The following is a 16,030-nucleotide window of genomic DNA, read 5'->3' on the forward strand; positions in this document are numbered from 1 at the left end:
TCTAATCTCTTCGCCTAGAGTATTTGTTACAACTTCTACTCTACCACTTGCATCTTTTACTTCTGTGGTGAAGTCTAGTTTAGTATAGCTATCGAATACACGAACAATCTCTGGGAGATTCTTTCCTACCACATTTTGGAGAAGTTCTAAAAGGTCATTCATAGAATCTCGTAATTTATTCAATTCGGGATTATGTCCTTTAAGTTCAATAAGCGTGTCAGCATATCCTTGTTTTGCCCTTTCAATAACCTGCAAAGACTGCTCTACAAGCTTTTGGTCTTGCTCTAAGCCTGTGGTTACATCTTTGATATTTTCTTTAATATCACGCACCATTTGCGCAAACTCATCTTTGCCTTCAAGCTCAATGATGTCTATCTTAGTGCTCTCGTGGCTAAGATATTTAAAGAATAAAGTCAAGTTCTCTCGCAAGACACGAACGCTCCTAAACAATGAGCGGTAGAAAAGTATAATCAGTGGCACAAACACACAAATAAATACACATAAGCCTATGATGACAGCCTCTCCCATTGTGCTATGCACCAAATCTATAAGAATCGATGAAATATCCTGTGTATAAATGCCTAGGGTATCTATATATACGCCAGTAGATAGCCAAATATCTTGTGTGTTTGGTATGAGCGCGGCATAGGCGATTTTTGGTGCATTATCTAAAGAACCATTAGGCATAGGCTTTGAAAACACAAAATGCACGAATTTTCCCTCTTTTGTCTGCGTTTTTGCGCTATCATAAAGCTCTCGCACATAATATACGCCATTTGCATCTTTGGTCTGCGCAAGAGATTTGCCAATTAAGTCTTTGCGCGTAGGGTGAGCCACAGGGACATATTCTTTATAGGCGAAAAAATAACCAGATTTATCATCTTCAAAGCGAAAATCCTCTATGGCTTCAGCGATAATGCGAATCTGCTCGGCTTCATTACGTCCCTTGACGAGTGTGCCAAGCGACTCTGCGAGTAAATCTGTAGAGAGTTTTATACGTTGCTCGACTTCTGTTTGAATGACTTGATATAAATGATCACTTGCTTGCTGTGCGAGTTCTTCTTGTTCGACAAATACAAATACAACAAGCACAGCAAAACTAATAGTGGAAGCAAAGACAAGAGAAGCTAATTTGATTTGAAGCGAGAGACGATTAAACATAATAATCTCCATTGTGTAATGAAATGAACAATATATGCTAAATTGTATTGAAAGAAAGTAAATAATACATTGTTTTATGCGCGTATGCGAGGATTAAGCGAGTTTGGTGCTTTTTTGAATCTATTGTGTATTGTTTAAATCTATGAGTAGCGATGGCTTTTTTGCGCTTTGTGGATTAGCGGATTTTATTGCATTCTTTCAAAACAATATTGGCTATATCTTGTGCCTGTTCCATACTCAAAGCCTGATGACAAGGGATAGAGAGGGTAGAGAGATAAAAATTATCGGCATTAGGCAAACTCATCTCACCAAAAAGATTCTTATAAAGGCTAAATTGATAAATGGGTTTGTAATGCACCTGCACACCAAGTCCTTGTGCCTGTAAGGATTTAAAGATTTGCTCCTTATGAGTATGGAGGTGTGGGAGTAGCAAAATCGGGTAGAGATGATGAGTGCTCACAATGTGTGAATCTATGGGAATGGTATGAAAGTGTATATTGTCCTTAAAAAACTCATCATAAAAAAGTGCGATTTGATGGCGATGTGCGATAAAACGTTCAATCTTTTGAAACTGACTAAGCCCGAGTGCCGAGCCAAGATCACTTAGACGAAAATTCATACCAGCAAGTGTGCAGTCATAGTGCCATAAACCCTGCTTTTCCACGCCGTGAGAGAGCAAAAGCCTCGCATAATGCGCTAAATCTTTATCATTAGTTACTAATGCACCGCCCTCTGCGGTTGTGATAGGCTTTACCGCGTGGAAGCTAAAAATAGTCGCATCGGCGAGAGAGCCTATAGGAGAGCCATTGTAGCTACCACCAAATGAATGGGAGCTATCGGAAAACAATAAAAGATTATGTTTGTTTGCGATTGCACGTAAGGATTCTATCTCTACACTTTTACCAGCATAATCCACGCTTACAATCGCCTTTATAGAATCTCGTTTGCTATGCGTGGTGAGCAAGGTTTCTAAGATATTTTCATCAATATTGCCATCGCTCTTTACATCACAAAAAATGGGTTTAATCCCCCACTGCAGCATCATATTAGTCGTAGCCACAAAGCTTATGGGCGAGGTAACAAAATATATTTCCTCTATGAATGTATTTGTTTGGGAATTTTTAGAATCTAAATACTGCGGGAAATATTTATACATAAAGGCGCCATAAAGCGCATATAGTGCGGAGGTAGCGGAATTAAAGGTAATGGCATATTGTGCGTTAGATTTTTCACATATCGCGGTTTCAAAGATTTTTGTCATATTGCCTTGTGTGAGATGAGATGAGCGTGCAAGAGAGCAAAGTGCGTCTATATCGTCTTGCTCGATGAGTTGCCTACTATAAGGTATCACAGGCATTACTTTTGAATCTAGGGCAAACTAAGCTAAAAGCTCTTGCACTCGCTGATTGTTTAATTTTTCTGCATTGTGCGAGGCGCGGAAAAGTGAGCTAAATTTCTTAAGGAATGAACCATCAGTGCTTTCTGTGCTGTGATTTTTATCTATCTTAATGTCCTTTGAAGCAAGTTTGCCTGTGCTTTCTTGCGCTTGTCCTTGCAGGGTTTGGATAGCGTCTTGAATCTGACTTTGTTGCTCCTTTAATACATCATAAAACTTTTGTGCGTCATTATTTATGAGCTTTGTATCAAGTTTTTGTGCGTCAAAAATCACTCGCTCTTTGTTGTCCTTGATGTTTTTATTAAATACGCTAGAACCCTCAAAAGTAGCCCCTTTGAGTATAGATTCTATACCTTTTTTTAATGTGCTTATTTCTTCTTTTATGCTACTTTGTTCTGTTTTGTCTAGGCTTTCCTCATAATCCTTAGAAAGTTCTAGTATTTTCTTTGCATCTGGCTCTATGGATTTGAGTGATTTTTGCGCGACCTGAAGCTTACCGATGTCGCTATTAATCCTCTTAATATCCTGTGCAAGTGGGTTATTGCTCATCTCGCTTGTATCTGCACTTTTGCCCACACTACTTGCAACAGCACTTTTTTGCGCGGCTTGAGTTTGCTTTACCTTATTGTCTTGTTTTTTTAGCTCGTCTCTTCTTAGTTCTTCTTGGGCGAGCTTTTGTGTTGTATTGCTAATTTTCATACTTGCTCCTTTAAGTAAAATAAATCCTCATCCTCGCCTACTGCTCTAAATTAAGCATATTTTGTTCCAAATATTTCGTGTGAATATTTGAAGCAATAAAATCTCGATTTTGCATCATCTTGATGTGAAAGGGAATAGTTGTTTTTACGCCCTCGACACAAAATTCCCTCAAAGCTCGGTGCATACGATTAATGGCTTGGGTTCTATCCTTGCCCCACACGATGAGTTTGCCAATCATAGAATCATAGTGCATTGGCACGACATATCCACCATACGCGTGAGTATCAAGGCGCACATTCGCCCCACCCGGTGCTACCCATTTTGTGATTTTACCCGGGCAAGGGTAGAATTTTTCTGGATCTTCGGCGGTGATTCGGCACTCAATAGAATGTCCTTTAAAGCTAATGCTTTCTTGATTTGGGAGCTTCTCTCCCTCTGCTATGCGTATCATCCACTCCACCAAATCAAGTCCGCTTACCATTTCACTCACGGTGTGTTCGACCTGTAAGCGTGTATTCATCTCCATAAAATAGAAATCCTCATAATTCGCATCGAGTAAAAACTCAAAAGTCCCCGCGCCCACATATTTGATGTATTGCGCTGCTTTTACTGCGGTTTCAAGAAGCCTTTTGCGTACTTCAGGTTTAAGTACAATTGCTGGAGATTCTTCGATGAGTTTTTGCTGACGTCTTTGTGCGGAGCAGTCGCGCTCACCGATATGCAACACATTGCCGTGCTTATCGGCTAGAATCTGCACCTCAATATGTTTAGGATTGCGGATAAATTTCTCCATATAGATTGTGCCATCACCAAATGCGCTAACAGCTTCAGATTCAGCCGCGAGATAGAGATTCTTAAGCATTTCTGGCTTTTCTACCACGCGCATACCTCTACCACCACCACCCGCAGCAGCCTTTAGAATCACGGGATAGCCAATTTCATCAGCGATTTTTTGCGCCTCCTTATAGTCCTTAAGCGCACCATCACTTCCTAAAATCACCGGCACACCCGCTTCTTTCATTACATCTTTTGCTTTCGATTTATCGCTCATTAGCACCATAACATCAGCGGTTGGACCAATAAACTCTATGCCGTGATGAGAGCAAATCTCCACAAAGTTTTGATTCTCACTTAAAAATCCATAACCCGGAAAAATCGCATCAGCTTTTAAAAGCTCTGCCGCGCTCATAATTGCTGGGATATTGAGATAGCTCTCATTCGATTTGTCCCCACCTACGCAGATTTTTGCATCTGCTACATCAAGATAATAGGCATCTTTGTCTGCGGTTGAATAGATAGCGATTGCCTCTTTTCCCATTTCCTGAATTGTTCTAATTGCGCGTAGCGTGATTTCACCGCGGTTTGCAATAAGAATCTTTTGTATATTCTTTTTCTCAATACTCATTACTTTGCCTTAGAGTTTTTCGACTTTGATGAGATTTGCACCATATTCTACCGGTTGCCCATCATTGACTTCAAGCGCGACAATTTTGCAGTCAAAATCTGCTTCGATTTCATTCATAATTTTCATTGCTTCGATAATCCCAACGGTTTGCCCCTTTTTCACAATATCCCCAACATTCACATAGGGAGCCGCGCCTGGGCTTGGCGAGCGGTAGAAAGTCCCTACCATTGGTGAAGTAACAAAAACGCCACTACTTTCTTTCGAAGCGCTTTGTGGCGCACTCGGCACACTAGATTCGGTAGCTACTGGAGCTTGTGGAATGGTTTGTGTGGTAACTTGTGGGAGAGACTGCACTACATTACAAGCAGTAGCTTTTTGGAGCTTGAGTTCGATACCTTCTTGCTTAAGCTGAAACTTCGCTATGTTGCTGTTATCAAAAAGTTCCATAATTTTTTTTATTTCTTGTAGATTCATTGTCGCACCTTTTAGAGTGAATTTAATTTGCTATAATAACACGATTTTTTAAAAAAAACAATTTATAAAAGTGAGGTTTGCAATGGGGTTAAAGTCGGATTTGTGGATTAAAGAAATGAGTAAAAATGGTATGATTGAGCCATTTTGTGAAAAGCAAGTGGGAAAAAATATCGTAAGTTATGGACTTTCAAGCTATGGGTATGATATTCGCGTGGGACACGAATTTATGATTTTTACAAATATCGGCGCAACTTTGGTTGATCCTAAAAGCTTTGATGAACGCAATGTTGTGGAGGTAGATGCAAGTAAGGAGGGCTTTTGCCTCGTGCCTCCAAACTCCTTTGCTCTTGCACGCACAATAGAATATTTTAGAATCCCGCGCAATGTTTTGGCGATTTGTCTAGGTAAAAGCACCTATGCGCGCTGTGGGATAATCGTCAATGTTACACCTTTTGAACCCGAATTTGAGGGGCATATCACGATTGAGATTAGCAACACTACGCCGCTTCCGGCAAAAATTTATGCCAATGAGGGTATAGCGCAGGTGCTTTTCCTTGAGGGCGATGAGTCTTGTGAGGTAAGCTATAAGGATAAGAATGGTAAGTATCAAGGGCAGATTGGGATAACTCTACCAAAAGTGTTGAGAGGATAAAAGGTTACTTATAAAAGTTTTAGCCCTAAAAAGACTTAGTTCTGCCCCCCCCCCCCCACAAAAAGAAATGTTTTGGTTTTGTCTCACTTGGGTTAAAGAGGTATAATCATATAGAATCTAGACTTTAGGTTTCTTTCGCGTTAGTAGTGAACTCCAAAGGCGAAAATACAGAATGTGTGTAGATTCTCACATTATCTGTGCCAAAGGCTTGGAAAAGCTTATTTATTACAGAACGCACACCTTGCTGGTCGCTTAGAAACATTCTAAATAGTCCATATTCCTGCCTACCACTTACTTGCTCTTTGGTGCTTTTAAGGAATGAGCTTGAGGCATATTTTTCACACTGGATATAAAAAAAATCATCATATCCGTCCTCTAATAGCATATCTACAATAGAGTCTTTTAGCTCTTTCTTACAATAAATATCTACGCTTAATGTTTCTTGTTGCATTGCTGTATCTTATGAGATAGGATTGCGTATATTTTCGCCATAGGCTACGACTTGGCGGATTCTAAAAATAGCGATAAGAAACATAATTCCACCAACAATAGCAAGTATGCTAAAGCTCATAAGTCCAATGAGAGCAATCACGAGTATTGCCATACTATCAAAAATCAGCACAGAAATCATAACAATATACATCAAAATGAGACCAATGACGCTCACAATAAGTATCTTAAATCCTTGAAAGAATAATCCATCGTGCAAAACAAAGCTTAGTTCTTTGCTAAGCTGCCATTGCAAATAAATACACACAGGGATTGCGATAAGTATAAAAATCAAATACAACACAATAAAAGTATTTAATTCCATATTTTCAAGCGTGTATAAGTCGTTTCTACCAAAAAAGCTAATACAATTTATAATAGCTGAAATGACAAACAACGCTATGTAGAGATTAAAAGCTCTCCTTCTCAAACTTAGCTTTGATATGTAAAAAAGAGCAAAAAAAACGCCAATGACTGATATAAAATTAACAATGTATGCGTAAAACATCACATCTTTCATTACCTCTTCATAGTTCAATAATATTCCCTCAGCAGTAGCGATACTACTAAGTGCAAAACTAAAGGCAAAACATATATAGAGTATATTGAGTATCAAAACAGCGATAAATAATCCTTTAGCTCTCTTTAACTGCGGCGTGTTGTCGATGTGGTGGATTGGCACATTGTCTGGGATAATGGGTAGGGTAGTCTTAAAAAATGCCATTTTTTAAATCCTTTGTTTTGTGCTTTTATTGATTGTGTGCTTGGAAACCCAAAATGTGCAAATAGCGCAATGAGAATTCTCGTATCTTGTAAATCCTCATTAAAAAACACATCTTAAATTGATTTTAGAATCATCTTATTTTAAGAATCTTAAGCCACATCTATGATATCTGTAGCCCACACACAAAAGCCGTGATTATAGTATATTTTTTTCAAAATAGCAATACGCGCCTTACACGCTAGAATCTAGTTTTCGTGGTTAGTGAAATAAATATGGGTGCTTTTGTGTAATCTAAAGTTATAAATTTTCTCACCAGATGCTAAAAACTTGCAATCGCTTTGAATTATCATATAAATATTATGGTTTGAAATGCGCATTTGGGTGGGAGATTCTTAAACTCAAATAGAATCTTCTATGTTATGAAATCTTGGATAGAATAGAATAAAATGCGTAGCAGAGTGAATAAACTAAGGAGATTGTATGAATAGACTATGGAAAATCACGGGATTTTTGCCATTTATCGTTGTGGCTTTTATCAATGCTTTTATGGATTTAGGGCATAAAATCACTATTCAAAATACAATTTATAAAGTCTATGATGGAAGCGAACTTACACTCTTAACAAGCGTTATTAACGCACTTATCTTACTTCCTTTTATATTTCTTTTTTCTCCTTCTGGTTTCTTGGCTGATAAATATCCTAAAAATGTTGTTATGCGTATATGTGCGTGGTTTGGCTTGTTGCTTAGTATCATTATTGCGTTGTGTTATTTTTTGGGTTATTTTTGGTTTGCTTTTATAGCTACTTTGTTTATGGCAGCTCAATCGGCGATTTATTCTCCTGCAAAATATGGCTTTATCAAAGATTTGGTAGGTAAGGATTTACTTGCGTGGGGAAATGGTGTGATGCAGGCAGTAGCGATTGTAGCTATTTTAGCAGGTATGAGCGTTTTCTCACTTCTATTTGAATCTTTGTATGCTTTGAGTGATTTAGGATTCCTAGCACAAAAAGGTGAGATTTTGCAAAGTGTCGCTCCGCTTGGTTTTGTGCTTATTGCGTGTGCTCTAATAGAATTATATTTATGCTATACCCTTCCCACACTTACGCAACGCACACAAGAGGTTTTTGATAAGGAAGCATATTTGAGAGGTTCTTTATTAAAAGCAAATTTTAAATTACTCACTTCTCATCGTAATATTTGGTTATCTGTAATAGGCATAGCTGTATTTTGGTCTATCTCTCAATTACTTTTAGCGACTTTTCCGACTTATGTAAAGATGACTTTTGCGGAGTTAAATACCTTTAAGGTGCAGATGATTATTGCTTGTTCGGGCTTTGGAATTATTATAGGCTCTATTATTGCGGGACGATTTTCAAAGCAATATATTGAAACAGGGCTTATCCCTATTGGGGCAGGATTTATTTGTATAACTACTATGCTGATTTTAAGTTTTTCTTCTCTTACATCTTATGCTGTGCTCTTTTTCTTTTTTGGTGTGGGTGGCGCACTTTTTATAGTTCCGCTTAATGCTTTAATACAATTCCACGCCAAAGAGGGTGAGTTGGGCAAGATTCTAGCAGGTAATAATTTCGTGCAAAATATTGCTATGTTTTTATTTTTGCTTATAGGCACTCTTGTATCTTTGGGTAATATTGATGTAGTGTATCTTTTTTATTTTTGTATGATTGTCGCATTGTGTGGGGCAATTTATGTTGTGAAGCTTTTGCCTTTTTCGCTTGTAAGAATGCTCGTTACTCTTGCATTTTTTCAAAGATACCGCTTAAATGTAGAGGGTTTTGAAAATGTCCCTGAACGAGGCGGCGTATTATTACTTGGCAATCATATATCTTTCATAGATTGGGCTATGGTGCAGTTGGCACTACCGCGTAAGGTGTATTTTGTAATGGAGCGGAGTTATTATGATAGGTGGTATATACGCATTTTTCTTGATTTTTTTGGTGTGATTCCTGTCTCAAATGCCGGAAGCAGAAAAGCTTTAGAATCTATTGCACAAAAACTCATACAAGGGCATATGGTATGTATTTTTCCCGAAGGTGCAATATCGCGACACGGGCATTTAAATACCTTTAAAAATGGCTTTGAACTTGCTGCTAAAAATGTAAATGAAAATCAAGCTGTAATATTGCCCTTTTATATACGCGGTTTATGGGGGAGTGCATTTTCACACTCTCATCAAGGATTCCAAGAAAGACGCAAAAGCTTTGCTAAACGCAATATCACGATTGCTTTTGGAGAATCTTTAGATATTCACTCTAACGCACAGCAGGTTAAGGCTAAAGTGTTTGAGTTATCTTTTAGTGCGTGGAAATCTCAATGCGAAGTCTTGCCTACACTTGGCAAGGCGTGGGTAGATTCTGCAAAGAAGTGGGGAAGTGAAGTGGCTATTATAGATAGCCTAAGTGGTTCTATGAGTTATACGCGAATGCTTAGCCTTACACTTATTCTCTCTAAGCTTTTTGCAGAGCAGACAAAGGAGCAGCAAAATGTGGGAATTATACTTCCTGCCTCACTTGCAAGTGCATTATGTAATCTTTCTTTGCTTATGGCGACAAAAACCATTGTGAATCTTAATTTCACGGCTGGACAAAAGGCGATTGATGCTGCTATTCAATCTGCACAAATTCAGACAATTTATACTTCACAAAAATTTATGGATAAACTTGAAGGCAAGGGCGTGAGTTTAAATTTCTCGCAAAATGTGAGAGTGTTATATATGGAGGATTTAGTTGATAAGGTTAAAGCAAATAAGCTTGATTTTGTGTGTAAAATGGCTCAAGCGATTTTATTGCCTTCTTTTATGCTTAAATGGTTTTATATAAAAGCGCAGAAAAACACAGATATAGCCGCAATTCTTTTTAGTAGTGGGAGTGAGGGTAAGCCAAAAGGTGTAATGCTTTCACATTTAAATATTATGAGCAATATTTTGCAAATTTCTGATGTCATTCACGCGCGCGATGGGGATTCTATGCTTTCGTCTTTGCCACCATTTCACGCCTTTGGTTTAACCGTTACTACACTTATGCCTTTGCTTGAGGGTATGCTTTCTGTTACACACGCAGACCCAACTGATGCGGTAGGCGTTGCTAAGGCAATAGCAAAAAACAAAGTGAGTGTGATGTGCGGCACTTCTACGTTTTTGGGTATTTATGCGCGTAGTAATAAGGTAGATAAGCTTATGTTTGATTCTTTGCGACTTGTGGTAGCGGGAGCGGAAAAACTCAAAAAAGATGTAAAAGAAGCCTTTGTGATGAAGTTTAATAAAGAAATCTATGAGGGCTATGGTGCGACAGAGACTACACCTGTGGCAAGTGTGAATCTACCGAGTGAATTTGATGTGGATAATTGGGAATTGCATAAAGCAAGTAAGGAGGGCAGCGTGGGTATGCCTTTGCCCGGAAGTGCCATTAGAATTGTTGAGCCAAATACTATGCAGGAAATGCCTGTGGGCGAGGACGGGCTGATACTTATCGGCGGACATCAAGTAATGGTAGGGTATCTCAATGATGAGGAAAAAACCAAAGAAGTGATTGTAGAAATTGATGGGATTAGGTGGTATAAAAGTGGCGATAAGGGGCATTTAGATGCCGATGGATTCATTCATATTGTGGATAGATATTCGCGTTTTGCAAAAATTGGTGGGGAAATGGTAAGTCTTGGTGGGATTGAAGAGGAGATTGCAAAGCTTATCAAAAAATATGAGATTGATGATGGGCTTAAATATGTTGCCACAGCAGTTGAGGACAGTAAGAAGGGCGAAAGTGTTGTGCTATTAGTGAGTGGTGAAGAGGTGGAATGCGAGAGATTAGAATCTGCGATAAAAGAATCCCAAATCCCTACATTGTTTAAACCCTCTAAGATTCTAAGAGTGGAATCTATCCCCGTGCTTGGCTCGGGTAAGGTGGATTTCAAAGGTGCGAAAGATTTAGCCAAGAGTTTGATAAAGAGCTAGGATTTAGTGTAACATTATGGAAATTTGAAAATTGTTAATCAAGGAGAAAAAATGTTTGAATATTACCTTAAAAGATTCTTTGTAAAAGTGAAAAGAGCAATGTTTTATTTTCCTTATACTAAGGAAGTTAAAAAATGAAAAAGTAGGCAAAAATAGGCAAAATGCTTGACTTATTTTTGCAAAATTGACTATAATCACGCGCTCAAAAAAACATCAAAAATGATTTTGATGAGTTCTTTAAGGATATAAGGAAAAAATATGGAAAGAATACGACTTAGGCTTAAAGCTTATGACCATAGAGTTCTTGATAGATCGGTCGCATCTATTATAGAAGCAGTTAAAAGGACAGGTTCAGAGATAAGAGGTCCCGTGCCACTTCCTACCAAAAAGAAGAGATACACCGTTTTGCGTTCGCCACATATCAATAAAGATTCGCGTGAGCAGTTTGAAATTAGAGTGCATCATCGCATTATTGATATTATGTCAGCGACTCCTGATACCGTGGATAGCCTTATGAAGCTTGATTTGGCACCGGAAGTAGATGTTGAAGTAATGTCTATGAGTAAGTAAATAAGATGTAAGGATTGAGGATATGGAATTTATAGTTGAAAAAATCGGTATGAGTCGCACCATAGGCGCAAAAAGTGAAGCAGTAACGCTTTTGCGTGTGCTTGGGGCGAAAGTATGCGAGATATATGATAATGGCAAAGCACTTGTGGCTTACTCACAAGGCAAGGTGAATAATAGAGCCATTGCGGGGCAACAAAAGAAATATAATCTTAGCAAAGAGTTTAATCGTTTCGCAACACTTAAGGTAAGCAATAAAGAGCTAGGCGAGCTTGATACAAGTAATTTAGGCGAGGCAAAGCGCGTGCAAGTACGCTTTAAGACAAAGGGACGAGGATTTAGCGGTGCTATGAAACGTTGGAATTTTCAAGGTGGTCCCGGCGCGCACGGAAGTAGATTCCACAGACGTTTAGGCTCTATTGGAAATCGCGAGTGGCCCGGACGCGTTCAGCCGGGTAAAAAAATGGCTGGACACTATGGGAATGAGCTTGTAAGTGCAAAAAATGATGTTCTATCATTTGATAAGCAAAGTGCTATTTTGGTGCTTAAAGGCTCTGTGGCTGGACACAATGGTGCATTTGGCAGAATACAAATCATAAAATAAGGTAGCAATATGAGTAAAGTAATCGTATTAAATGAAAAGTTCGCACAGAGTGGTGAGCTTACATTGCCCGAAAAGTATTCACAAGTAAAAGAGCACAATTTGTATTTGTATGTGAAGTCTTATCTCGCTTCACTTCGAGCAAACAATGCTTATGCTAAAAAACGAGGTGAAGTAAGTGGCGGTGGTAAGAAGCCGTGGAATCAAAAAGGTGGTGGTCGCGCTCGTGCAGGAAGTATCACATCTCCTGTGTTTGTAGGTGGTGGTGTAGCACACGGACCAAGTAATGATAAAAACTATAATCTTAAAATCAACAAAAAACAAAAGCGTTTAGCCTTAGAATGCGCTTTGTATCAAAAGGCACAAGAGGGCGCACTCTTTGTCGTAGATTCTATATCATTACCAAGTGGCAAGACAAAAGATGCGTATGCGATGTTTAAGGCATTAAACAAACGCAATGCTTTGTTTGTTACACAGCTTAGTGATGAGCAAACTTTCCTTGCTTTTAGAAATTTGCAACAATGCTATTTGGCTGATGCAAACGAACTAAACGCATATTTGGTGGCTACATTCCGCTCGGTTGTGATTGAAAAGGCTGTTTTTGATGAAATTATCACAGGAAAGGAGGGGAAATAAAATGGCAGATATTACAGATATTAAGTCAATCCTCTATACTGAAAAGTCGCTATCGATGCAAGAAAGCGGTGTGCTTGTTGTGCAGACTGCTACAAATGTGAGCAAAAATCAATTGAAAGGAATTTTTAAAGAGTATTTTGGCATTACTCCTCTTAGAATCAACTCTTTGCGACAAGAAGGCAAAGTAAAGCGATTTAGGGGCAAGATTGGTCAAAGGACTTCATTTAAAAAATTTTATGTAAAGATTCCAGAGGGCGCAAAACTTGATGCGCTATCGGTGTAAGGAGAAAATATGGCAGTCAAAACTTATAAGCCCTATACCCCAAGTCGTAGGTTTATGAGCAATCTTAGCTCAAGTGATATTACAGGCAAAGCAAGTGTAAGAGGTTTGCTTGTAAAGCTTCCTGTAACTGCAGGGCGTAATAATAATGGGCGCATTACAAGTCGTCATAAAGAAGGTGGTGCGAAAAAGTTATACAGAATTATTGACTTTAAGCGCAATAAGTTCAACATACAAGGCAAAGTAGCTGCAATAGAGTATGACCCATACAGAAATTGTCGTATTGCTCTTGTCAATTATGCTGATGGTGATAAACGCTACATTATTCAACCTAGTGGCTTAAATGTAGGCGATACAGTGCTTTCTGCGGAATCTGGACTTGATATTAAGACAGGTTTTGCGATGAAGCTAAAAAGCATACCTATTGGGACAATCGTGCATAATATAGAAATGTACCCGGGTGCGGGCGGACAACTCGCTAGAAGTGCGGGTGCGAGTGCGCAGATTATGGGACGCGAAGGTAAATACATTATCTTACGTATGCCAAGTGGTGAGATGAGGTATATTTTAGAAGAATGTATGGCGACTATTGGTGTTGTTGGCAACGAGGATTTTATCAATATCTCTATTGGTAAGGCAGGACGCAATCGTCATCGTGGTATTCGCCCACAAACGCGTGGTAGTGCTATGAACCCTGTGGATCACCCACACGGCGGTGGTGAGGGTAAAACCGGTTCTAGCGGACATCCTGTATCTCCTTGGGGAACTCCGGCAAAAGGCTTTAAAACTCGTAAGAAAAAAGCGAGTGATAGATTGATTATTTCAAGAAAGAAAAAATAAGGTAGGAAATATGGCAAGATCAATTAAAAAGGGTCCATTTATTGATGATTACCTCGTCAAGAAAGTTGAGAAAGCAAAGCAAGGTAAGGATAATAAACCTATCAAAACTTGGTCAAGACGCAGCACTATTTTGCCTGATATGATAGGGCTGACTTTTAATGTCCATAATGGTAGAGCGTTCGTTCCTGTATATATTACTGAAAACCACGTTGGTTACAAGCTTGGCGAGTTTGCACCCACACGCACTTTCAAAGGACACAAGGGCAGTGTCCAAAAGAAAATTGGGAAGTAAGGGGTTGAGATGAGTAGAGCATTATTAAGATATATTCGATTATCCCCGACAAAGGCGCGACTTATTGCAAGAGAAGTGCAAGGTATGAATGCTGAAGTTGCGATTGCAAGTTTGGAATTTACTCCAAACAAAGCAGCAAAATTAATTTCAAAGGTAATTGCTTCGGCAGTGGCAAATGGTGGTTATGATGCACAAGATGTGATTATTACTTCTTGTCGTATTGATGCTGGTCCTGTGCTTAGACGCTTTATGCCTCGCGCAAAGGGGAGAGCTACTCCTATTCGCAAACCAACGGCACATATCCTAGTGGAAGTTGGCACAAGCAAGGGAGCAAAGAAAAGTGTGGAAGCTCCAAAGCAAAAGGATTCAGGTAAAAGAATAGAGGCGAAAGAATCCACTAAAGTAAAAACTGCTACTAAGCCAAAGGCAGAGGTAAAAACTGAATCTAAGGCAAAAACAACAGCGAAAAAAACAGAAGATGCCAAGAAGGTAAGCACAAAAAAAACTGAAGGTGAGGAAAAATAGCAATGGGTCAAAAAGTTAATCCAATAGGTTTGAGATTGGGCATTAATCGTAACTGGTCTTCTCGATGGTTTTCAGTGTCTCAAACGACACCTTCAAATATTTTAGAAGACCACAAGATTCGCAAGTTTTTAAAACGTGAGATGTATTATGCGGGGGTGAGCGAAATTATTATTGAGCGTGCGGCAAATAAGATTCGCGTAACCGTTGTGGCTTCTCGTCCGGGTTTGATTATTGGTAAAAAGGGTGTGGATATTGATAAACATAAAGAAGCTTTGAAAAAGATTCTTAATAAAGAAGTATTCATTAATATTAAAGAGGCGAAGCGTCCCCAAGCGAATGCTCAACTTGCAGCGGAAAATATCGCAACACAGCTTGAAAAACGCGTAGCCTTTAGACGCGCAATGAAAAAGGTAATGCAAGCAGCAATGAAAGCTGGTGTAAAGGGCATCAAAGTCAAAGTTTCGGGTCGTTTGGCTGGGGCTGAAATGGCTCGCACAGAGTGGTATATGGAAGGTCGTGTACCTCTTCACACACTTCGCGCAAAGATTGATTATGGCTTTGCCGAGGCGATGACGACTTATGGAATTATTGGCGTGAAGGTATGGATTTTCAAGGGTGAAGTGCTACACAAGGGTATTTTGCCAGACAAAAAAGAGGAAAGCAAAAGTGGCGATAAAGAATCACGTCCTAAATCACGAAGAGGGAGACAATAGATTATGTTAATGCCAAAACGAACAAAATATAGAAAACAAATGAAAGGGCGCAATCGTGGAAAGTCTTTCCGCGGTGCGAAGCTAGCATTTGGAGATATTGGGATTAAGGCTGTAGAACACGGCAGAATCGACTCTCGTCAAATCGAATCTGCTCGTATTGCTATGACAAGACATACTAAGAGAGCTGGAAAAGTGTGGATACGCGTATTTCCCGATAAACCACTTACCGCTAAACCACTTGAAACGAGAATGGGTAAAGGTAAAGGTGGTGTAGAAAAATGGGTAATGAACATCAAGCCCGGTCGTATGATATACGAAATGGCGGGAATTGATGAAGCTTTAGCAAGAGAAGCTTTAGCTTTGGCTCAAAGCAAACTTCCCTTTAGAACCAAAATCATAACCAGCGAGAGTGAAAATGAAATTTATTGATTTGAAAGATAAGGACATTGCAGAATTGCAAAAGATGTTGAAAGAGAAAAAGTCGTTGCTTTTTGAAAAAAGATTGCAACTTAAAACAATGCAGCTTACCAATCCTGGCGAAATCAAAATAATCCGCAAGGATATTGCAAGAATTAATACAGCCTTAAGTGCGAAGAAGGATTGA

Annotated in this window: 19 protein-coding genes; 12 read left to right on the top strand and 7 right to left on the bottom strand. The window is 39.1% G+C overall.

Annotated elements, in window-relative coordinates:
* From LS67_RS06350 to accB, 5 genes are all read right to left on the bottom strand, one after another.
* A partial coding sequence (locus tag LS67_RS06350; protein ID WP_138109644.1) for a cache domain-containing protein occupies positions 1 to 1,161 on the bottom strand: 1,161 nt, incomplete at its 3' end.
* Positions 1,162 to 1,336: 175 nt separating this feature from the next.
* Positions 1,337 to 2,512 carry a UDP-4-amino-4,6-dideoxy-N-acetyl-beta-L-altrosamine transaminase gene (pseC, locus tag LS67_RS06355; RefSeq protein WP_034328368.1) on the bottom strand — a complete coding sequence of 392 codons (1,176 nt, stop codon included), beginning with the start codon at positions 2,510 to 2,512 and terminating at the stop codon, positions 1,337 to 1,339.
* A gap of 27 nt (positions 2,513 to 2,539) precedes the next feature.
* Positions 2,540 to 3,256, bottom strand: a complete 717-nt coding sequence (locus LS67_RS06360) for a hypothetical protein (protein WP_034328369.1) — start codon at positions 3,254 to 3,256, stop codon at positions 2,540 to 2,542.
* Between the two features lie 37 nt (positions 3,257 to 3,293).
* Positions 3,294 to 4,661: an acetyl-CoA carboxylase biotin carboxylase subunit gene (locus LS67_RS06365; RefSeq protein ID WP_034328370.1), complete on the bottom strand. Its 1,368-nt coding sequence runs from the start codon at positions 4,659 to 4,661 to the stop codon at positions 3,294 to 3,296.
* A gap of 9 nt (positions 4,662 to 4,670) precedes the next feature.
* A complete protein-coding gene (accB, locus tag LS67_RS06370) occupies positions 4,671 to 5,135 on the bottom strand; it encodes an acetyl-CoA carboxylase biotin carboxyl carrier protein (protein ID WP_034328371.1) in 465 nt (154 codons plus the stop codon).
* Positions 5,136 to 5,217: 82 nt separating this feature from the next.
* On the opposite strand from accB, the gene dcd reads away from it, so the two are divergent.
* Positions 5,218 to 5,787: a dCTP deaminase gene (gene dcd, locus LS67_RS06375; protein WP_034328372.1), complete on the top strand. Its 570-nt coding sequence runs from the start codon at positions 5,218 to 5,220 to the stop codon at positions 5,785 to 5,787.
* Between the two features lie 124 nt (positions 5,788 to 5,911).
* Here the strand turns inward: dcd and LS67_RS06380 are convergent, their stop codons facing one another.
* Positions 5,912 to 6,238 carry a DUF3240 family protein gene (locus tag LS67_RS06380; RefSeq protein WP_052099842.1) on the bottom strand — a complete coding sequence of 109 codons (327 nt, stop codon included), beginning with the start codon at positions 6,236 to 6,238 and terminating at the stop codon, positions 5,912 to 5,914.
* A 9-nt stretch (positions 6,239 to 6,247) separates the two neighbouring features.
* Positions 6,248 to 7,000 carry a hypothetical protein gene (locus LS67_RS06385; RefSeq protein ID WP_034326534.1) on the bottom strand — a complete coding sequence of 251 codons (753 nt, stop codon included), beginning with the start codon at positions 6,998 to 7,000 and terminating at the stop codon, positions 6,248 to 6,250.
* A 480-nt stretch (positions 7,001 to 7,480) separates the two neighbouring features.
* Here LS67_RS06385 and LS67_RS06390 point away from each other — a divergent pair, with 480 nt between their 5' ends.
* The 11 genes from LS67_RS06390 (at position 7,481) to rpmC (ending at position 16,030) form a co-directional block, all read left to right on the top strand.
* Positions 7,481 to 10,972, top strand: coding sequence for an acyl-[ACP]--phospholipid O-acyltransferase (locus tag LS67_RS06390; RefSeq protein WP_138109646.1), 3,492 nt, complete (start codon positions 7,481 to 7,483; stop codon positions 10,970 to 10,972).
* Between the two features lie 258 nt (positions 10,973 to 11,230).
* Complete coding sequence (gene rpsJ, locus LS67_RS06395) at positions 11,231 to 11,542, top strand: 30S ribosomal protein S10 (RefSeq protein ID WP_002956243.1); 312 nt, start codon at positions 11,231 to 11,233, stop codon at positions 11,540 to 11,542.
* A gap of 22 nt (positions 11,543 to 11,564) precedes the next feature.
* Complete coding sequence (rplC, locus tag LS67_RS06400) at positions 11,565 to 12,143, top strand: 50S ribosomal protein L3 (protein WP_034326530.1); 579 nt, start codon at positions 11,565 to 11,567, stop codon at positions 12,141 to 12,143.
* Positions 12,144 to 12,152: 9 nt separating this feature from the next.
* Positions 12,153 to 12,776 carry a 50S ribosomal protein L4 gene (gene rplD, locus LS67_RS06405; RefSeq protein WP_034326527.1) on the top strand — a complete coding sequence of 208 codons (624 nt, stop codon included), beginning with the start codon at positions 12,153 to 12,155 and terminating at the stop codon, positions 12,774 to 12,776.
* 1 nt (position 12,777) lies between these two features.
* Positions 12,778 to 13,059 (top strand): 50S ribosomal protein L23, encoded by a 282-nt coding sequence (locus tag LS67_RS06410; protein ID WP_034326524.1) that lies wholly within the window; start codon positions 12,778 to 12,780, stop codon positions 13,057 to 13,059.
* 9 nt (positions 13,060 to 13,068) lie between these two features.
* Positions 13,069 to 13,896: a 50S ribosomal protein L2 gene (rplB, locus tag LS67_RS06415; RefSeq protein WP_034326521.1), complete on the top strand. Its 828-nt coding sequence runs from the start codon at positions 13,069 to 13,071 to the stop codon at positions 13,894 to 13,896.
* Between the two features lie 10 nt (positions 13,897 to 13,906).
* Positions 13,907 to 14,188 (top strand): 30S ribosomal protein S19, encoded by a 282-nt coding sequence (gene rpsS / locus LS67_RS06420; protein ID WP_034326518.1) that lies wholly within the window; start codon positions 13,907 to 13,909, stop codon positions 14,186 to 14,188.
* A 9-nt stretch (positions 14,189 to 14,197) separates the two neighbouring features.
* Positions 14,198 to 14,713 carry a 50S ribosomal protein L22 gene (rplV, locus tag LS67_RS06425; RefSeq protein WP_034326515.1) on the top strand — a complete coding sequence of 172 codons (516 nt, stop codon included), beginning with the start codon at positions 14,198 to 14,200 and terminating at the stop codon, positions 14,711 to 14,713.
* Positions 14,714 to 14,715: 2 nt separating this feature from the next.
* The gene (gene rpsC, locus LS67_RS06430) at positions 14,716 to 15,426 is read left to right on the top strand and encodes a 30S ribosomal protein S3 (RefSeq protein ID WP_034326512.1); all 711 of its coding nucleotides are present in this window, start codon (positions 14,716 to 14,718) and stop codon (positions 15,424 to 15,426) included.
* 3 nt (positions 15,427 to 15,429) lie between these two features.
* Complete coding sequence (gene rplP, locus LS67_RS06435; protein WP_034326510.1) at positions 15,430 to 15,855, top strand: 50S ribosomal protein L16; 426 nt, start codon at positions 15,430 to 15,432, stop codon at positions 15,853 to 15,855.
* Positions 15,842 to 16,030: a 50S ribosomal protein L29 gene (rpmC, locus tag LS67_RS06440; RefSeq protein WP_034326507.1), complete on the top strand. Its 189-nt coding sequence runs from the start codon at positions 15,842 to 15,844 to the stop codon at positions 16,028 to 16,030. The genes rplP and rpmC overlap by 14 nt, the downstream gene beginning before the upstream one ends.

The organism is Helicobacter sp. MIT 03-1616 (assembly GCF_000765685.2).
Taxonomy (GTDB): Bacteria; Campylobacterota; Campylobacteria; order Campylobacterales; family Helicobacteraceae; genus Helicobacter_C; species Helicobacter_C typhlonius.

Bases quoted from the DNA above. Each gene is read 5' to 3' on its own strand.
- LS67_RS06360 (WP_034328369.1), bottom strand. From the start codon at position 3,256: ATGAAAATTAGCAATACAACACAAAAGCTCGCCCAAGAAGAACTAAGA.
- LS67_RS06365 (WP_034328370.1), bottom strand. From the start codon at position 4,661: ATGAGTATTGAGAAAAAGAATATACAAAAGATTCTTATTGCAAACCGC.
- accB (WP_034328371.1), bottom strand. From the start codon at position 5,135: ATGAATCTACAAGAAATAAAAAAAATTATGGAACTTTTTGATAACAGC.
- dcd (WP_034328372.1), top strand. From the start codon at position 5,218: ATGGGGTTAAAGTCGGATTTGTGGATTAAAGAAATGAGTAAAAATGGT.
- LS67_RS06380 (WP_052099842.1), bottom strand. From the start codon at position 6,238: ATGCAACAAGAAACATTAAGCGTAGATATTTATTGTAAGAAAGAGCTA.
- LS67_RS06385 (WP_034326534.1), bottom strand. From the start codon at position 7,000: ATGGCATTTTTTAAGACTACCCTACCCATTATCCCAGACAATGTGCCA.
- LS67_RS06390 (WP_138109646.1), top strand. From the start codon at position 7,481: ATGAATAGACTATGGAAAATCACGGGATTTTTGCCATTTATCGTTGTG.
- rpsJ (WP_002956243.1), top strand. From the start codon at position 11,231: ATGGAAAGAATACGACTTAGGCTTAAAGCTTATGACCATAGAGTTCTT.
- rplC (WP_034326530.1), top strand. From the start codon at position 11,565: ATGGAATTTATAGTTGAAAAAATCGGTATGAGTCGCACCATAGGCGCA.
- rplD (WP_034326527.1), top strand. From the start codon at position 12,153: ATGAGTAAAGTAATCGTATTAAATGAAAAGTTCGCACAGAGTGGTGAG.
- LS67_RS06410 (WP_034326524.1), top strand. From the start codon at position 12,778: ATGGCAGATATTACAGATATTAAGTCAATCCTCTATACTGAAAAGTCG.
- rplB (WP_034326521.1), top strand. From the start codon at position 13,069: ATGGCAGTCAAAACTTATAAGCCCTATACCCCAAGTCGTAGGTTTATG.
- rpsS (WP_034326518.1), top strand. From the start codon at position 13,907: ATGGCAAGATCAATTAAAAAGGGTCCATTTATTGATGATTACCTCGTC.
- rplV (WP_034326515.1), top strand. From the start codon at position 14,198: ATGAGTAGAGCATTATTAAGATATATTCGATTATCCCCGACAAAGGCG.
- rpsC (WP_034326512.1), top strand. From the start codon at position 14,716: ATGGGTCAAAAAGTTAATCCAATAGGTTTGAGATTGGGCATTAATCGT.
- rplP (WP_034326510.1), top strand. From the start codon at position 15,430: ATGTTAATGCCAAAACGAACAAAATATAGAAAACAAATGAAAGGGCGC.
- rpmC (WP_034326507.1), top strand. From the start codon at position 15,842: ATGAAATTTATTGATTTGAAAGATAAGGACATTGCAGAATTGCAAAAG.